15 protein-coding genes and 1 pseudogene are annotated in these 17,218 nt (G+C 38.1%); 7 read left to right on the top strand and 9 right to left on the bottom strand.

Features of this window, described 5'->3' with window-relative positions:
- Nucleotides 1–378: 378 nt before the first annotated feature.
- Entirely contained in the window at nt 379–1,125 is a 747-nt protein-coding gene (locus H1P_RS20810) for an SDR family oxidoreductase (RefSeq protein WP_144870943.1), read from the bottom strand.
- On the opposite strand from H1P_RS20810, the gene H1P_RS20805 reads away from it, so the two are divergent.
- Complete coding sequence (locus H1P_RS20805; protein WP_222427152.1) at nt 1,109–1,549, top strand: macro domain-containing protein; 441 nt, start codon at nt 1,109–1,111, stop codon at nt 1,547–1,549. The genes H1P_RS20810 and H1P_RS20805 overlap by 17 nt on opposite strands.
- Before the next feature lie 16 nt (nt 1,550–1,565).
- On the opposite strand, the gene H1P_RS20800 is transcribed toward H1P_RS20805, so the two are convergent.
- From H1P_RS20800 to H1P_RS20785, 4 genes are all read right to left on the bottom strand, one after another.
- Entirely contained in the window at nt 1,566–2,933 is a 1,368-nt protein-coding gene (locus H1P_RS20800; RefSeq protein ID WP_144870939.1) for an 8-oxoguanine deaminase, read from the bottom strand.
- A 127-nt stretch (nt 2,934–3,060) separates the two neighbouring features.
- Nucleotides 3,061–3,663, bottom strand: a complete 603-nt coding sequence (locus H1P_RS20795) for a glutathione S-transferase family protein (RefSeq protein WP_144870937.1) — start codon at nt 3,661–3,663, stop codon at nt 3,061–3,063.
- Between the two features lie 160 nt (nt 3,664–3,823).
- Nucleotides 3,824–5,053: an RNA-guided endonuclease InsQ/TnpB family protein gene (locus H1P_RS20790; protein ID WP_144870935.1), complete on the bottom strand. Its 1,230-nt coding sequence runs from the start codon at nt 5,051–5,053 to the stop codon at nt 3,824–3,826.
- Nucleotides 5,040–5,612 carry an IS607 family transposase gene (locus H1P_RS20785; RefSeq protein ID WP_144870933.1) on the bottom strand — a complete coding sequence of 191 codons (573 nt, stop codon included), beginning with the start codon at nt 5,610–5,612 and terminating at the stop codon, nt 5,040–5,042. The genes H1P_RS20790 and H1P_RS20785 overlap by 14 nt, the downstream gene beginning before the upstream one ends.
- A gap of 166 nt (nt 5,613–5,778) precedes the next feature.
- On the opposite strand from H1P_RS20785, the gene H1P_RS20780 reads away from it, so the two are divergent.
- Entirely contained in the window at nt 5,779–6,321 is a 543-nt protein-coding gene (locus H1P_RS20780) for a TetR/AcrR family transcriptional regulator (RefSeq protein ID WP_144870931.1), read from the top strand.
- Nucleotides 6,322–6,345: 24 nt separating this feature from the next.
- Here H1P_RS20780 and H1P_RS20775 read toward each other — a convergent pair whose 3' ends face one another.
- Together H1P_RS20775 and H1P_RS20770 are read right to left on the bottom strand one after the other, a co-directional pair.
- A complete protein-coding gene (locus H1P_RS20775; RefSeq protein WP_222427151.1) occupies nt 6,346–7,587 on the bottom strand; it encodes an efflux RND transporter periplasmic adaptor subunit in 1,242 nt (413 codons plus the stop codon).
- 200 nt (nt 7,588–7,787) lie between these two features.
- Complete coding sequence (locus H1P_RS20770) at nt 7,788–9,614, bottom strand: tetratricopeptide repeat protein (protein ID WP_144870927.1); 1,827 nt, start codon at nt 9,612–9,614, stop codon at nt 7,788–7,790.
- A 349-nt stretch (nt 9,615–9,963) separates the two neighbouring features.
- Between H1P_RS20770 and H1P_RS20765 the strand changes: the two genes are divergently transcribed.
- The 4 genes from H1P_RS20765 (at nt 9,964) to H1P_RS20750 (ending at nt 14,136) form a co-directional block, all read left to right on the top strand.
- Nucleotides 9,964–11,748 (top strand): glycosyltransferase family 39 protein, encoded by a 1,785-nt coding sequence (locus H1P_RS20765; RefSeq protein WP_144870925.1) that lies wholly within the window; start codon nt 9,964–9,966, stop codon nt 11,746–11,748.
- A 230-nt stretch (nt 11,749–11,978) separates the two neighbouring features.
- Complete coding sequence (locus tag H1P_RS20760; RefSeq protein ID WP_144870923.1) at nt 11,979–12,902, top strand: S1C family serine protease; 924 nt, start codon at nt 11,979–11,981, stop codon at nt 12,900–12,902.
- On the top strand, nt 12,899–13,507 hold the full coding sequence (locus H1P_RS20755; protein WP_144870921.1) for a S1C family serine protease: 609 nt from the start codon (nt 12,899–12,901) through the stop codon (nt 13,505–13,507). The genes H1P_RS20760 and H1P_RS20755 overlap by 4 nt, the downstream gene beginning before the upstream one ends.
- Nucleotides 13,507–14,136, top strand: a complete 630-nt coding sequence (locus H1P_RS20750) for a helix-turn-helix transcriptional regulator (RefSeq protein WP_144870919.1) — start codon at nt 13,507–13,509, stop codon at nt 14,134–14,136. The genes H1P_RS20755 and H1P_RS20750 overlap by 1 nt, the downstream gene beginning before the upstream one ends.
- A gap of 138 nt (nt 14,137–14,274) precedes the next feature.
- Here the strand turns inward: H1P_RS20750 and gifA are convergent, their stop codons facing one another.
- On the bottom strand, nt 14,275–14,472 hold the full coding sequence (gene gifA, locus H1P_RS20745) for a glutamine synthetase inactivation factor IF7A (RefSeq protein WP_144870917.1): 198 nt from the start codon (nt 14,470–14,472) through the stop codon (nt 14,275–14,277).
- A 738-nt stretch (nt 14,473–15,210) separates the two neighbouring features.
- Here gifA and H1P_RS20740 point away from each other — a divergent pair.
- Complete coding sequence (locus H1P_RS20740) at nt 15,211–16,791, top strand: Ppx/GppA phosphatase family protein (RefSeq protein ID WP_144870915.1); 1,581 nt, start codon at nt 15,211–15,213, stop codon at nt 16,789–16,791.
- A 221-nt stretch (nt 16,792–17,012) separates the two neighbouring features.
- Here H1P_RS20740 and H1P_RS20735 read toward each other — a convergent pair.
- Nucleotides 17,013–17,218, bottom strand: a pseudogene (locus H1P_RS20735) (photosystem II q(b) protein); the annotation flags it as partial.

Here is a 17,218-nt window from a genome sequence, read left to right as displayed (position 1 = left end):
GCGTTGCTGAATATGTAATGCTTCAACTCTATTTAGTTAACTTGCAGGAGCGAATAAAAAGTTCTCAAAAGCTTAGAGCTTAGAGGAGGGGCTGTCTTTTGAGGTCTCCTCAAAAGTTTACATTGTCAAGAGATGGGGATACGCCCCGTCTTAGAGCCTAAAGCTACGAACAGTAATATTTTATGCGTCATTACTTAAACCATCAACGCCAAATTTTGTAACAAAAATTACAATCCTCCATTCAAAACAGAACGCGCACGAGACTTTTCTCTTCTTCCAACTAATCTCCTAGATCATCGAGCTACGCTAACTCGCTTAAATGTCACAATGAGCGATAACTTGGGAGATTTTGCCAGACCTGCCAAGTTCCATAAACTTCTATTTACCTCCTGTAACATCTATAAAAGAACCTGTTGTGTATGAAGCCTCATCAGACAATAACCAGAGAATTGCTTTTGCCACTTCAATTGCTTGACCACCTCTTTTCATGGGGATAAATTCTTTGACTTTCTCAATACGATTCGGTTCACCACCACTAGCATGAATATCAGTGTCAATAAAACCTGGACGCACAGCATTGACACGAATTCCCACTTCGGCAACTTCTTTGGCTAAACCAATCGTCATTGTGTCGATCGCTCCTTTAGAGGCAGCATAGTCTACATATTCACCAGGAGAACCAAGGCGAGAAGCACCTGATGAAACATTAACAATAGCTCCTCCTACACCACCATGTTTGGTAGACATTCGTTTAATGGCTTCTCTGGCACACAGAAAACTCCCAATAATGTTGGTAGCAAAGATTCGATGTAGACGAGCAGCATCCATATTCTCAACCCACATTTGTTGCTCTAGAATTCCCGCATTGTTAACCAGTGCTGTTACTGTTCCCAGTTGTTCGTCTACTTTGTTAAACAGAGCGATTACATCAGTCTCGGAAGCAACATCGGCAGAAACAGCGATCGCTTTGCTTCCTAATTGTTCGACCTCATCAACAACCTTCTTAGCAGCTTCTTGATTGTGAAGATAATTGACACAAACAGCATAACCCCCCTCGGCAGCAAGATAAGCAGTAGCAGCACCAATGCCACGACTACCACCTGTGATAATGATGACTTTTTCCATCTGTATTATTAGTTATTTCGGTATAGATTTAATGGATCGAGTTCAAGAATATATTATTAAAAATTATCGTGGCGAACAACCAGTCGGAACTTCATTTATTATCGAAACAGAACATCCCAAACATCCTTTTTTAGCTCATACTCCTACTATGAGAGTACCAATGGCGATTAGTCAAACAGATAATGTTTATCGTGCCATGTACTCTATGTTGTTAGCTGTTTGGCATCACAATCAGCAAAAAGAACGCAAAATAATTACTGTTGCTTGTCCTGGTTTAGGTACGATGACTGGTAAGATGCCTTTTGAACGCGCTGCCAAACAGATGGCATTAGCATACAAAAATTTTATCAATCCATTAGATAAAATGAATTGGGCTTACGCTATTGCCAGACAAAAAGCTATCGGTGCTGGTGGGGATAAATAGTAAATTTTTTCGAGCTTTATAATTGTTTTTCAGCTAATTTAATGGCTGCTTTGTTACTATTTTCTATCAATGTTTCTAATTCTACTGTAGTTAATCTACCGCGATCGACTACTTTTTTACCATTAATAAAACTATAGTCTACATAATCGGTTTGACAATAAATTAATGCTGCTACGGGGTCGGATTGTGTTCCCACAAAACCAGGTTTATCTAAATTAATAGCAATAAAATCAGCAGCCATCCCAGGAGCAAGATAACCGATATCATCTCTGCCTAAAACTCTGGCACCGCCTCTGGTAGCAATATATAGCGCATCGCGGGCTGTCATTATCGAAGCATCTTCATCCCTAACACGGGCGAGTAAAAAGGCTTGACGGGCTTCGTGGAGTAAATTGGTAGCATCGTTAGAAGCTGCACCATCAACACCTAAACCTACAGGTACATTGGCATTAAGCATTTTACGTATCGGTGCAATCCCGCTAGCTAGACGCATATTACTACAGGGACAGTGCGCCACACCAGTACCAGTTTGTCCAAATTTATCAATAGAGCGATCGCTTAGTTTAACACAGTGAGCGTGCCATACATCGTCTCCTAACCAGCCTACAGAACCCGCATAGTCCCCAGGAATCAAGTTAAATTTAGATAGGCTATATTCCACATCTCCTTGAGTTTCTGCTAAGTGAGTATGCAATCTGACTCCTGAATAACTTCTTGCCATAGCTGCTGATTCTCGCATCAGGTCTTGAGAGACAGAAAAAGGGGAACAGGGCGCAAGAACAATTCTGAGCATCGAATATCGATCGTTATTGTGATATTGCTCGATTAATCTTTGGGAATCTTTGAGAATATTTGCTTCTTTTTCCACTAAAGAATCTGGGGGTAAACCTCCTTTACTTTCCCCAACACTCATACTGCCTCGACTGGCGTGAAAGCGCAAACCAAGATCGCTCACAGCACGAATTTGCTCATCTAAAACGCAATCATTAGGAAATAGATAGTGATGATCGCTCGCAGTGGTACAGCCAGATAAAATTAATTCTGCTGCTGCTATTTGAGAACTATAATACATTCCTTCAGCAGTCAAGTTAGACCATAAAGGATAGTGTGCTGTTAACCATTGAAATAAATCACCATTTTGTCCAGCAGGGGTGACACGAGTTAGAGTCTGAAAGAAGTGATGATGGGTATTAACCAAACCAGGTAAAACTAGATGTTTATCTTCTAGATCGATAATTTCATCAGCCTCATTGGGTAATTCCGCCGTTGTCCCCACTTGTTCAATCGCGTTATCCCTAATTAGCAGCCCACCATGACGAATCTCGCGTCGTTGCTCGTCCATTGTGACTAAAGTATGGATATTTTTGATGAGTAAAGTAGACATTTTGCCAGGATTGATTATGAGGTATTAATAAGGACAGTTTAACCTTTATGTAGCGATCGCAAATCAAATTAATTTCAGTATTGCCTACAATATCCATAATACTTATAAAATCGTGGCGCAAGTTTGCTTAATTAGCTGTAATTCCAGGCATTTCAATAAAGTTAGGTAACTTTTTAAGGCGATCGCACCATTGATTTATAGCGGGATATTTATCTAAACTTACACCACCTTCTGGTGCTAGAGCAATATAGGGAAAACAAGCGATATCTGCAATGGTAGGACGACCTAACGCTAACCACTTATATGGGATTAAATGTTGTTCTATTGTCTTGATAATTGACTCTGCTTTTTGTTGTGCTGCCTCTAGATTAACTGCAAAGCCAAACTTCTGATTGCGCCTGGCATCAGCAGGACCACGAGCAATTTCATTTGCTGCTGTTGATAACCATTGAGTTACCTGTGCCATTCCTGCTGGATCGCTGGGGAGCCAAGTTTCTCCACCATGTTTTTTAGCTAGGTAAACTAAAATGGCTTGGGAATCTCTCAAAACTAAACCATCATCTTCTAGTATCGGAATTTCTCCCAACGGATTTAATTGCAAAAATTCTGGTGATTTATGTTGTCCAGCCATAAAATCAACGGTTACAAGCTCATAGTTGATATCTAGCAATGATAAAAATAAACGTATTTTGTAGCAATTTCCTGAAAGCTCTAAGTCGTATAATTTCATAGTCAAAATTTCTTGAGTATCTGGTTGAGTAGTTAATGGCTAAATTCTCAAGCTAAATAGCGATCGCTAACACGAATTTCCACGTGTTCGTAATCAATAATTTTCATTGTTTTAGGCTTTTAGAATGGATAAAATCTAGTTATAGTTACTATTTTTATAGTCAAATATGACTATTCATAGCTTGGTACGGCTTAGTCCGTACAGGGCTAACTACAAGCCTCTTGACCGATTGTCTGTCAAAGACAGAATCACCGACTGCATTTCGGATACAATTCAAGCTGCCGTTACTGTCACAATTGTAAACTCGACCATTACTAGCTCTGAATAATCCTCGCTTGATTCTTTTGCCCAAATATACAGTTTGTTTTTGAATTGGTTCGAGATCGAAGAAACTACACTTGCTCGTATATGCTTCGTTGACTGTAACAACCTTAATTCCTACAAGCTGACATTTGTAAATCAATTGATTAATAAATATTGCGTGCGGAATGGAGGTAAATTTTTGATTGGTCTTTTTGCCCAAATTAACGTTTTGCTTCCAGTTATCATTTTTTCCAATTACTAACATCGTAATCTTGTTCTCAAGCAACCGATTGACTATATATCGGCTAGCTGTGTGGAGGTAATAATCCACTTTGCTGTTTCGCTTTTGAGTTAATCTTTGAATTCGATTAGATGTACGCTGATTTTCAGGTAACAATGATTGAAGCCGAGCTTTGACTTTGTTGTAATAGCGATTGGCACTCTTTAATGCCTTACCACAAACAATAAACGGTTGAAATTCAGGGATATTAGATGTCACACAAGCTAAATTATCAATACCAATATCTCCTCCAGCAATTCGGCACGGTTCTTGATTATTTGATTGAACTTCTTCTACCTCATAAACTACTTCAATTACATAACTACCTCCTTTGGGAATAACTCTGACTTCATTAATGTTTTCGCATTTGGTAGGAATAGACAAACTTGTTCCGCTAGGTTGAATCAACCCTTGCTTCAATGCTTTTTTTGATACTGCCTGGTAGTTATAACTTAAGATATTTCTACCTTTGTTTTTATGTTTGTAGCGAGGTAATTGTGGTTGGCTCTGGAATTTAGAGCTATCCTTTGAATATGCACATCTTGCAGCAAAATAAGATTTAAAGATTTTTGCTACTTGTTTAATTATTAACTGAGACACCTTAGTTGGTAAGGCTTTGTAGTCATCGGTTGCTTTTAACAAGTGATAGAGTTGATTGAAGCTAGGAACGGGTTTGTTGTTAAAAAAGGCTTGTCTGCACTGATAAATCGCACAATTATACAGATTTTTCGATAAAAAACATAGGCTGTCTATCTCACTCCATTCTTGTTTAGATACTTTAATTAAATGCTTTTCAACTAGCTTCATTTTGCTCGTTCTCCAAACATTTAATAATGCACTCAGTTCTTCTTTTCTGTCTTCTCAGACCGTAGACTCTGGCGCAAAAAGAAGTGATTATTGAGATAAAGTCTTGCATTAGGTCTTCTTTTTCTTCTCGTGCTTCGTTAATTACTTCTACATCTTTTCCCTGTGAGTTTAGTAAAACTTTTATGTAGTTAAAACCGACACGAGTTAGCCTATCTTTATGCTCGCAAACAATCAGATTGTAATCATTTCGTTCGAGTATTTTTATGAGTTTTTGGCGCGAGTCATTGACTCCGCTTCCTACCTCCTTAACTACACCAACTATTCTGTAGCCACGAGCAATACAGTATTGCTCTACTCTCAACGCTTGAGATTCTAAGTTCGATCTGTTTTCTGCACTGCTTACTCTGGCATAAACGATTGTTCCTTCTACTAACGTGGAAGTGTCAATCAAAATTGTTCCAGTAGATAACTGACGACCTTTTAATTCGCCACGCTTCCACATTCGATGAGCAGTACGATAACTAATCCCCTGCTGTTTTGCATAGTCACTTAACTTCATGTTTGATATTATAGACTTTAAATGGCTATATTTGTCTATAAAATTAATGAAGTTTTATCCTATTATCTATACCGAACGTTCTATACAAAAAATACTTTACCGATTGTTCAGTATAATGTCAATAGGGCAAACAAGTATACTTGTCAAAAACAGCTAAAAGTTTTTTATGTCCAAAGAAGAAGCACTAATCAAATTAATTCCCGCTTTTAGACAATATGGCTATGAAGGTGCAACCTTATCTTTACTTTCAAAAGCCAGTGGTTTAGGTAAAGCTAGTCTGTACCACTATTTTCCTGGTGGGAAATCGGAAATGGCTGCTGCTGTATTTGAATATGTCGGCGATTTTTTTAGCGATCTGGTACTGAAAACATTACAGGGAGAAGAAGAGCCAAAGTCAAAAATTCAAGCTATGTGCAGAAGTCTAGAAGAGTTTTACGATCGCGGAAGAAACTCTTGTTTTTTAGCAATCATGTCTTTTGGTGAAGCGGATAATCTATTTCACGAGCAAGTAAAAACAAAACTCCAAGGGATGATTGAAACCTTAGCTCAAGTATTGATAGATGGGGGAATTGAACCAGAAATTGCCGAAATGCGATCGCAAGATGCTATTGCGGAAATTCAAGGAGCATTAATCTTAGTCCGAATTTTAGATGAGACAAAAGCTTTTGATAGGATAATTAAAAACTTACCAGAAAAGTTGTTAGGTTAAAACAAAACACCACAAATATAAATATTACTCAGAGATAATACTCAAATTAACTACTTGATTATTGGTTAATGGTTGGCTACTACGAATGATATATTTTTCTCCAGGTTTTAAACCTTCGGTTAGGAAAACTTCGTTTTGTAATGAGTTGTCAATTGTAACTTGTCTTTTAGTAACTGTAGCTTGTCTTTGTTTAGAGTTTTCTTCAGTAACCACAAAAATATAATTTATCCCTGCTTCTTCGACAATAGCAGACTGGGAAACAGCAATTTGTTCTTGATTATTTTCAGGTAATTGAACTTTAGCCAGTAAACCGCTTTTAATCTCGTTATTGCTATTATTTACTGTAATTTCTATATTAATTTTTCTCGTATTAGCATTAGCAACTGGAGCTATTTTACTAACTTTTCCTGGAAAAACTTTGTCTTGGATAGCATCCAGTCTTACTTCAACCGTTTGCCCTAAAGCAACTAAATTTAAGTCCACCGCAGAAATTGGAAGCAAAATTTTAATAGTATTCAAATCACCAACTGAGAGTATTTCTTCTCCTTCTCTAACCAAATTACCTGGTTCTTGACTTTTACTAACCACAATTCCTGTAGTAGGGGCAATTAGTTGACTGTAAGCTTGGCGTTGTGAAGCTTCAGAGATCGCCGATTGTTGGGCTGCAACTCTTCCCATAGCTGTAGTTACCGCTTGTTGTGCAATATTGACTTCTTCTTCTGCTAAAAATACTGCTTGTTGTGCTACTTTGGCAGCAGTTTCAAAAGATTCTGCTTGTTGTTGAGAAATTGCGCCAATTTGGGATAGACTACTATATCGTTGAGCATCATTTTTGGCTTGCTCTAGCTCTATTTTGGTTTCTTGCAAACTTATTTTAGTATTTTTGACGCTTAATTGTTCTCTTGTTAGTTCTGACTCTAAACTAGCCAATTCTGCTCGTTCTTGCTCTACGGTAGCTGCTAAGAGACTATCATCCAAGCGACCTATAACTTGATTTTTATTTACCAAATCTCCCACATTAACATTCAAATCTAATAATCTTCCTTCTACTTGCGATCGCAGAAATGTAGTACTATTTGGTTCTGTTGTACCTACATATTCCTGGGAATTAGCTAAATTTTCGGTAGTTACGGTAGCCACATCAACAGTAGTAATTCGTTGTCTTTGACTGGATTGAAGATTGCTGGGATCGGAATCGTTGGGCGACAATGGTTGACAACTTGAAAGTAAGACCAAGGCTACAAAAGAACAAAAGGTAGACCACAAAAATTTATAGATATTGACCATACATCAATTAAATCTCATTTTAACTCGGTATTGAAACCATAGATATTTTTGATTGTTATTTGTTGATTGCTACTTGCTACTTGCTACTGTAGAGACGGGATAGATCGCGTCTCTACCTACTACTTGCTTTTTGATCCGCACATCCCACTTTACGGATGTAACGCCAAAATACTCAGTTATTATTCAGAAAGATATTCTTCAATCAATTTAGGAAAATAATCATAACCATCTACACCAATCAAGGCAATAATATTAGAACGATATTGAGCCAAATTGCTATTAAAGGCTGTATCCCCTAGCTGACCGCGAATTATGGTCATTAATCCTGCACTTTTGCGCCATTCTAAAGAATTAATTTGATTGAGAAGATACATTGCCAGAGTTCCATAATAAATAGTTTTCCCTCTGTCTTCAATGCTATAGTAAGCTTCTGCTAGATAAGTATAGCTCAGTCCTTGTAAATAAATATCTTGAGCTATTTGAGCTAATTTCGCGCCTTTTTCCAAGTAAGCGATCGCAGAAGTTGGTTGCGCTAAAATAACATAGGCAATACCTAAGCTATTACATCCCAGGGATTGACTTTGTATATCTTCGGTTTTTTCTGCTAGTTGTACTCCCTGTTGCAGATAATTAATTGCTTCGTTATAGGTATCTGTCGCCATAGTACCCAATTGACGAGCCGAAAATACTTTACTGTAACCAAGATTAACTAACGCATTAGTTTCTCCTAGTTTGTATCCTCCTTGGCGTGCCAAAATTAAAGCTCTTTGACTGTAACTAATAGCATCTTCGTAGTTTTTCTGCAAAACACAAGAACGACTTAAATGGTTGAGATTTGCTATTTCACAGGCTTTATCTTCGGCTTTTCTCGCGATTTCTAAGGCTTCTTGATGAAACTTGATTGCTGGTGCATACTGTCCTAAGATGCGTTGAGAATAGCCTAGTAGAGTTAAGATACGGGCTTTTTCTTGAGTACCTTCCACTTGTTTTAAAGGTTCGCTGAGATATTCTAAAGTATTTTGTAAATATTCTCCAGAAAAAGAAATAAAAACACCACCATATAAGGGAAAGTCATCTCGACGAGCAAACAAACGCAGGATTTGTAAGACAATTTGGAAACAGCCTTCTTTGAATTTATTGTTAGTCGTAAAAGTTTGCGATAATTCTAACCAAATAGCAGCAAAAGTTAGAAAAGTACTGTAAGAAAGTTTTTTGCCAAATTGAGCATTATAAGGTTGTTGATCGAACCAAGAAACTAACCCTTGTTGAATGTATTGTAATAAGATAGCTAGCTCTATCCAGCCTGTTAATTCGATATTATTAGTAACTTTATTTAACTCAGCAATTGCTTTTTGCTCGGCTAAAGTTTGAAATAATTGTTTAGGTAAGGGGGCATCAATTTTTTTCACCCAAACTCGCCAAGGATTAGGCTTTTCTTGGGCAAATCCAATACTTCTCCCTGATTCATACATCCAGCTAATTAAATCATCTTCTAATTTAGTAAAAGAGTTTAATCCGTTGGTAATTCCCGTAGCGACTTGTTGACAATTTTGCTTTGATTTTTCATCAGATATATTATTAGTGTTAGCCTGAATTTTTTTTGCTAATTGAGCTAGTTTATCGCGGTTTAAAGGTTGTTTTTGATTGAGATCGATTATTTTAATTAAGGTTACTAAAGGGTTATCTGTTGCTGTATCTAATATTTGTTTGGTTGCAGAGTCGATAGCACTTTGTTGTTGATTAGCTTTTTGCCAACGGTTATATTGAGATTCAATCGTTTCTAAAGCCCTCAAAACACGCTTGGCTTTCAATTTTTTATCTAATTCTTGTTTAGTCGCCTCAATACGCTGAGATAGACATCTTTCCCAAATTTCTCCCGTACCTTTTTCGATACCTCGCTGCAACATAATATACACTCTTTCGGTAGAGGCAATTTTTCCTTGGAGAGTTTTGTCGACAATTTGGTCAATTAAAGTAAAATAGCGTTCTGATAATGATTGGGACATGATTAAGGAAGAAGGAAATAGGAAAGAGGAACAAGGATTAATAAAAAATTAATGTGTACCTGATAAACATGAATGCGAGATGTGTCAAGGTAACTGAGGCTTAGAGAATCGGTGTGTTGACAAGTAACGTAATATCGAACTTTATCAATCATCTTATAAGATTTAATTTGATTGGTTGAACTAATCCACATAAAAATTGCACACTTATTGACTGGGGAACAAACTGTATAACTCTCTCCCTGTCTTTTTGTACTCCCGTCACTCATAAACCTTTTACTAGCAAATTAGATATTGACCAGCTTAAGATTGTAAGTAATCTTTCTCAGAGTCTCGATCGCAGGGCTAATTTATGGGTAAACTAAGAAAATATTCGTTATTAGAATTGGGCTTAATCATCGCAATTGCGATCGCTGTTATTTTAAGAATTCTCAATCTTGGTAGTCGAGAATTTTGGTACGACGAAGTATTATCTTTGTTGCTCTGCACAGGACAAAAAAAGCTTTACACTCACCCTTTAGATGTTCCTTTAGTATTAGCAAATTATAAACCTTTATTGTCTCTCCCTGTAGAAAATGGTTTTGGAGATATTTTACAAACTTTTGAGAAGCTTCTGAAAGGTTTAGTAGCCGAACCCCATCCTCCTTTATTTTATCTAGGACAACATATTTGGCTGCGTTTATTTGGTAATTCTGTCATGGCGATGCGTAGCTTACCAGCACTTTTTAGTATTGGAACAATTTTTTGTAGCTACGGTTTAGGGCGTAAGTTATTGGGCTATCGAGGAGGATTATTATTAGCAGCAGCTTTAGGGTTAAATCCTTTCTTTTTATTTCATTCTCTTAATGTCAGAATGTATTCTGGTTTGGTTTTTTGGACTGTTTTGAGTGGTTGGGCAACTCTAGAATTGGTAGCAAATCGTTCTCAAATAAGGACTAATAAGGTAGTAAATAGTACTGATGAGCAATTAAAGAAAACAAAAAATGATAACAAGATTTTTCGGAAAAATCTTATCTGGAGTCTTATTTTAGTCCTATCTGTAATCGCAGGATTTATGACTTTTTATTACTTCGGTTTTTGGATTGCCAGCTTAGGTTTTTTTGTTGTTTTACTAGACTTTGCTGAAGCAAATAATATTCCAAATCAAAATAGTAATAGTTCAAGAAATAATAAAAATAAAAATATTTTTCAAATACTCATTAAATCCAAGAGATGGCAACGACAAAGCCTGCTTTTAAGTGGTAGTGTAATTATTACAATTCCTTGGCTTCTCTGGGGAACAAGACAACAACTTAATAATGCCGATTTAGGACGTTTTGAATCAGGAAGTAACTTTTTAGAAACTAGTTGGCAACATCTAGAAGGAATTTTAACAACTCTGGGAATTAATATTTTAATAGGAGATTGGGCAAGTATTTTATCTCCCACTATAGTCAATATAGCTGGCTTCATTGCCATTTTCTTAATAGTTGCTAGCATCATTTACTTATGGCGAGAACAACACTTTACTGTGCTTTTAACCGCTATTTGTTTTAGTCTGTTACCCCTTTCCTTAATGGTAATAATTGATGTCATCTCAGGAAAATTTACGGTAGGTTTTGGGTTTGGGCGATCGCTGATTTTTATTCTTCCTGGTTGTCTACTTCTCTTAGTCACTGCCATCATGAAACTAAAACCCCAATGGCAAACTTATACAGCGATCGCTTTACTGATTTGTTATCTTAGCACTAGCGTGGCAGATTTCTCTCTCCGTAATCGCCAGATGTTTCATAACTTAGCCGATATTATCGAGCAGCAACCCAATACCCCTACCCTAATAATCATGAATTCTACAGCTTGGGGTCATGTTTTGCGCTTAGCTTACTATCTTCCAGAAGAAGCACCCATCCAGTTGCTAGCTCGGAAATCTCACCAATTAAATAAGGCTTTAGTTAACACTTTAAACAATAACCCAGAAGCCTATAAGAGACTGATTTGGCTAGACAGCGATCGCCCTGTTTGGGGTTCAGTAACCACCGAAGCCCAAAAGCAAGTAGTACAAAAAACCCTTGCGCAAAAGTTTGAGTTAGAAACAGAAACGCGATTTACTGGAACATGGGAGTTAGATCACTTTGATGTTCTTGTTTATCGCAAATAGATAAGCAGGTAGAGCTAATAAAGATTAAGTTTGATAGTCAGGGTTCAGGATTTAAATAGTGATTTTTCTTTAAATTTAAGTAACTAAGTACTATTTCTTATTTCGCTGCTATTACTCTTATTACTCTATTTTACCTACCCATATTTCCAGGTAAATATCTACCCAAATAACCGATGTCATTGAATTGTTAGATCGCGCAGCATAAAGATATCGTTAAATTAAAACAGTCAATGTCATCAACATCAGATTCTAATAGCAATCCTCTAATTGCTTTTTCCCAAAATTTAGCCGAGATTGCCGAAAATGTGGGTAATTCTCTGGTTGCCATTAACGGACAGCGATTTCCCTGTAGTGGTATTTATTGGCACGAAGGTTTAATTGTAACCTCCGAGGAAAACATCAAACGCTCTGAAGGAGTGACCGTGATTCTTCCTGATGGAGAAACCTCACCCGTTACCTTATTAGGGCGAGATCGTAGTACAGATATAGCTATCTTTAAAACTGAAACTTCATTACCCATCGCACCCATAGATAGTGACTGCGAGCTTAAAGTCGGTCATTTAGCGATCGCTGTTGGTCGGGACTCTGAAAAAGGCTTGTTTGTTGCTCAGGGAATAATTAGCACAGTGGGGGATTCGTGGCGCAGTAGTTTGGGGGGATATATAGATCGCTTTATTCGTTTGGATATTAATTTCTATCCTGGTAGTGGTGGCAGTGCTTTAGTTAATGCAGCAGGAAAAGTTGTGGGATTTAATACTACTGGTCCTCGTCGTAGTGTCTTAACTATCCCAGCAGCGACGATAAATCGCGTTATAGATCGATTATTAGAAACAGGAAACATTAATCGTGGCTATCTAGGTTTGGGAATGCAGCCCGTTTATCTACCAGATTCTTTAGTTGATGAATTATCTTTGAATCATCGTCAAGGACTAATGGTAGTCAATGTCGAAGCTCAAGCTCCAGCAGAACAAGCTGGCATCATACTTGGAGACATTTTAATTGCAATTGAAGATACTTCCATAGCGAGGTTGAGAGATATTCAGGCATATCTAGAACCGCAAAATATCGGAAAAACCTTAAAAATACAGTTGATTCGTGCAGGCTTATTAAAGGATGTCTCCCTGATAATTGGAGATAGTGGGAGAAACAAATGATCGTTAACCAAATAGAGACTGAACTGGCAGCAATTTCTCAACAACTGAGAAGCATTACAGTAGAGATTGACAACCATCGTAGTGGAGGTTCGGGGATAATCTGGTCGGCTGATGGTTTAATTGTAACTAATTCTCATGTTGTCAGGGGTTCAAAGGTAGATGTCAAACTAGAGAATGAAAGAGTAGTCAAAGGGTCGGTAATTGCCCGCGACAATCAACAAGATTTAGCACTCATAAAAGTTGAGGCAGAAAAACTACCTATCCCTAATATCGGTAATTCTCAACTTTTGCGTCCAGGGGAAATCGTACTAGCAATGGGTAGCCCTTGGGGTTTTAGAGGTGCATTGGCTACAGGGGTAATTCACACTACTGAGTGGCAGGAAGCAAATAAAACCAAGCTCAATGGGACAAAGCAAACTTCTTTAAACCAAACTCCTTCTACTTCTGCAATTGTTGCCGATATTCGACTCGCTCCTGGTAATTCTGGAGGTGTTTTAGCTAATGTTCTTGGTGAAGTCATTGGAATTAATACAGCAATTTATAGGGGTTTGGCATTGGCAATACCATCTCATCAAATAGCAGATTTTATCAAGTCAATTCCCTGATGATTCGCATTATAGTATGTGGCTCAAACTCAATCGTACTAGCAGGTTTGGTCAGTATTCTCGATTGCCAATCCCATTTACAAATAGTGGGTAGTTTTCTCGATCGAGTCAGTCCACTCTCTTTGGGCGATCTCCAAGCCGATCTCTTGTTATTAGAGCAAACCTCTCAGACGAATTTGGAGTGGTTAGAGCAATGGATGTTAACGGCTAATTTCGAGCTTTCTGCTATTTTATTGACCGATTCTTTAAACGCAGAAGAGATCGGCGAATATTTTAATATGGGCTTCAAGGGTTTTTTGCCCCGTCTGACGAATACTGAAGAAATTACAGCAGCGATTGATGCTGTCATAGCTGGTTTAATTGTAATTCATCCAGAGTTGGCATCTTTTGGTGAAACCGAATCGGCGATTACCCCCTTACCTCCACTAGAAATTTCCCTAACTTCTAGAGAAGTCGAGATTTTGCAGTTGCTCAAGACTGGTTTGGATAATAAAGAGATCGCCTCTAGACTTCACATATCTAAACATACGGTCAAATTTCACCTCAGTTCGATTTTCTCCAAGCTTGATGTCTCCAGTCGTACCCAGGCAGTTACGTTAGGATTGCGACAGGGGTTGATTAGTCTTTAATTTTTCTAGTGATTGCGATCGCCTTTAAAAATCTTCAATACAAGTATAGACTTTGCTTTTCTCAAAACTGATTAATAATACAGGTTGCACTTTTTATAGTAAGACCTGGAAATTTATCAGCATCTTTTCTTTCAGAGATTAACTTAAAGCAACATCACTACGATCGTACGTTTTGCGGGAGTTACTGCTGGGTTTACCTTGAATGCTCGTCCAATAGTTGCTATCAACATCCACGCCAATTTCGGCTGCGGTACGAGCTAAAAGGGATTGTTGACGGTGCTTGATATTGTGATGATGACGATTCATTAAAGCGCGAGCTTTTTGTTGTGCAGACATAGTATTTATATTTATCCTTCTGATTATTTATCGAATTATTAAATTCTTGATTTTTTGATTGTTATAAATCATGGTAGCATCTTTATCATAAAAATAGCTATTTTCTGTAGCAAAAAATACATTTTGCAAAATGTCAGGTAATGTCGATAATTAAATGAAGAAAGTAGAGTTATTAAACTGAAAATCTTCAATAGCGATCGCCTAAAACTCAACTATTCAACACTCATAAAACGGCGTTGGTGATTTGATGTATGACGTATTTGCGTAGCTTATCCTTTAGGACAAAGTGTTTCTGTTCGTCTATCACGGATACCGCTACGCGACCGAAGGAAGTCCGTGATTGGCATATAGCTTTAAGCTCTAAGACGGGGCGTATCCTAAAGGACTAGCGAAGCCGTCGTAAACTCTTGGGGAAACACGGCGGTCACACGATGGTCACGGGTCAACCCCAAAGCAAAGAATTGGATATGCTGGGGAGACCGAGTGCATCCCTCTCGCTCAGAATACGCCACCTCCCCAAGAGACACTAAGCTCTAAGCTCTAAGCTCTAAGCTTTAAGCTTTTTTAAGAAGAGTATAATATGAAAATCAAAAAATCATACCTTGATTCACCAACACTCATAAAACAAGTTTTTAACTATTTTCATGGTACGGTTTGAACTATAGAAATCTCGAATAAATAGCTTGTAATCTAAAGCGCATCAACAATTTAATCAACCCAATTTTTAAAATCAGATCAATGAAATTAGCAGCGATCGACATAGGAACTAATTCCATCCACATGATTATCGCAGAGGCAATTAGCAAGAGTAACTTTGAAATTATCGAACGCGAGAAGGAGATGGCAAAACTGGGTGCGGGAGTCTTTGCTTCTAACTATATAAGCGATAGTGCATTTCAAGTTGGTCTAGAAACTATTGATCGCTACGTTCAACTGGCGGATCGTCTGGGCGTAGACGAGATTATTACTGCTGCAACCAGTGCAATCCGCGAAGCCCATAACGGAGAAAATTTTTTAAACGAAGTAGCAGCTCAAACAGGTCTTTGTCCGAGAATAATTTCAGGACAAGAAGAGGCGCGGTTAATTTTGCTGGCTGTCCGTAATTCGATCGCACTGGAGGAAGATAAAGCTTTGGTTTTAGATATTGGTGGTGGTAGTACAGAAGCAGTGATAGGCGATCGCTCTCAGATTTTTTTTAGAGATAGTATGCCTTTAGGGGTTCTACGTCTGCTGGATATGTTTGAAGATAAAGGTGCTGTCGGTATAGAAGGACGGGGCGTTTTAGAGGCTCATATTCGCTTTATTGCTCAACAAATTTTTGAACAGATACATCCTATTGGCTTTGATCGCTTAATTGGCACATCAGGAACAATCCGCACTATGGGAGAGGCAGCACATATAGCTGCTGGTGGTGAATCATGGCAGTCGGTTAATGCCGAAGTGGTACAGCTAAAAGATATCAGTACATTAACCCAAAAACTGTTGGAAATGAAACTCGAAGAACGTGCCAACGTCGATGAAGTGAGCGACAAACGCGCTGATGCCATTCATCTAGGGGGAGTACTACTGGTGCAGCTCATGGAAATGGCAGGAGTTCCAGAAATTACTCTTTGTGATGCTTCCCTTAGAGAAGGAATGATTTTAGATTATTTGAAACGGCATTCTCCAGAACTTGCCGATTTTCCCGAACCCAAAAATTTACGATACCGTAAAGCAGCCTACCTTGCTTATAAGTATGAGTCTGATTGGAAGGAAAATTGCCATGTTGCCAACCTAGCAATACAAATATTTGACCAAACTCAAAAACTGCATGAGTACGGTGATTTTGAACGAGAAATTTTAGAATTTGCTGCTCTACTTCATGACATAGGGCAATTTATCTCTTTTAGAAAACATCACAAAAACTCGCGTCATATCATTAAAAGAACCGACCCGAGAGGATTTACGGATGAAGAAATACTTTTGATTAGGCAATTGGTCCGCTACCATTGTAAAGCCAAGCCCACCAAGAAACACAAAAAGTTTAAAAAGCTCTCTAAACAAGATCGTCGCCTCATAAAAATGCTTTCAGGAATTCTGAGGATTGCGGTTGCTTTAAACAAAACTAAGAATCGACGGGTCAAAAGTATTGCTTGTCAGATATCGGAGGAAAAGTTAGAAATAAGTGTTTCTGGTGCAGACAATCTGGAAGTAGAAATTTGGGCAGCGCGTCGTAGTCGCCAGGTTTTCGCCGAAGTGTTGAAACGCCAGGTTAAAATTCATAAAATGTTGGCTTCGGAGTTGAAAACTGAGTTGGAATTAGAGCAGTTTTCTATCTGATAAGACATCAGCCAAAGAATGCTCACTAAAAAAGGGATTGTCGGGAAGAAGCAATAAAATTAAAAGATAGATTTGTGAAATGCGGATTTAGAATAAGTGGGAAAAATTAATTACACACTTTATTTATTTTAGAAAAAGCCTCAAACAAAAAAACGCCCCCCTATTTCTAGGAGGACGCTTTTTAAAATCTGATTCAACAGTAGTTAAACTTAACTAGTAGCCTAACCGTTGATAGCAGGAGCAGTTAATGCTACGGGAGCAGTTTCGCCTGCTGCTAAGTCTAAGGGGAAGTTGTGCGCGTTTCTTTCGTGCATGACTTCAAATCCTAGGTTAGCGCGGTTTAAGATATCAGCCCAAGTGCTAACCACACGACCTTGAGAGTCGATGATTGATTGGTTGAAGTTGAATCCGTTGAGGTTGAATGCCA

Origin of the sequence: Hyella patelloides LEGE 07179 (assembly GCF_900659865.1) — a bacterium.
In the GTDB taxonomy this organism is placed as follows: domain Bacteria; phylum Cyanobacteriota; class Cyanobacteriia; order Cyanobacteriales; family Xenococcaceae; genus Hyella; species Hyella patelloides.
This window is presented reverse-complemented; position numbering and strand designations above follow the sequence as displayed.

What these genes read in the sequence shown, in the direction of transcription:
- H1P_RS20795 (WP_144870937.1), bottom strand. Translation starts at nt 3,663, where the DNA reads ATGAAATTATACGACTTAGAGCTTTCAGGAAATTGCTACAAAATACGT.
- H1P_RS20800 (WP_144870939.1), bottom strand. Translation starts at nt 2,933, where the DNA reads ATGTCTACTTTACTCATCAAAAATATCCATACTTTAGTCACAATGGAC.
- H1P_RS20805 (WP_222427152.1), top strand. Translation starts at nt 1,109, where the DNA reads ATGATGACTTTTTCCATCTGTATTATTAGTTATTTCGGTATAGATTTA.
- H1P_RS20765 (WP_144870925.1), top strand. Translation starts at nt 9,964, where the DNA reads ATGGGTAAACTAAGAAAATATTCGTTATTAGAATTGGGCTTAATCATC.
- H1P_RS20755 (WP_144870921.1), top strand. Translation starts at nt 12,899, where the DNA reads ATGATCGTTAACCAAATAGAGACTGAACTGGCAGCAATTTCTCAACAA.
- gifA (WP_144870917.1), bottom strand. Translation starts at nt 14,472, where the DNA reads ATGTCTGCACAACAAAAAGCTCGCGCTTTAATGAATCGTCATCATCAC.
- H1P_RS20770 (WP_144870927.1), bottom strand. Translation starts at nt 9,614, where the DNA reads ATGTCCCAATCATTATCAGAACGCTATTTTACTTTAATTGACCAAATT.
- H1P_RS20750 (WP_144870919.1), top strand. Translation starts at nt 13,507, where the DNA reads ATGATTCGCATTATAGTATGTGGCTCAAACTCAATCGTACTAGCAGGT.
- H1P_RS20790 (WP_144870935.1), bottom strand. Translation starts at nt 5,053, where the DNA reads ATGAAGCTAGTTGAAAAGCATTTAATTAAAGTATCTAAACAAGAATGG.
- H1P_RS20740 (WP_144870915.1), top strand. Translation starts at nt 15,211, where the DNA reads ATGAAATTAGCAGCGATCGACATAGGAACTAATTCCATCCACATGATT.
- H1P_RS20760 (WP_144870923.1), top strand. Translation starts at nt 11,979, where the DNA reads ATGTCATCAACATCAGATTCTAATAGCAATCCTCTAATTGCTTTTTCC.
- H1P_RS20810 (WP_144870943.1), bottom strand. Translation starts at nt 1,125, where the DNA reads ATGGAAAAAGTCATCATTATCACAGGTGGTAGTCGTGGCATTGGTGCT.
- H1P_RS20780 (WP_144870931.1), top strand. Translation starts at nt 5,779, where the DNA reads ATGTCCAAAGAAGAAGCACTAATCAAATTAATTCCCGCTTTTAGACAA.
- H1P_RS20785 (WP_144870933.1), bottom strand. Translation starts at nt 5,612, where the DNA reads ATGAAGTTAAGTGACTATGCAAAACAGCAGGGGATTAGTTATCGTACT.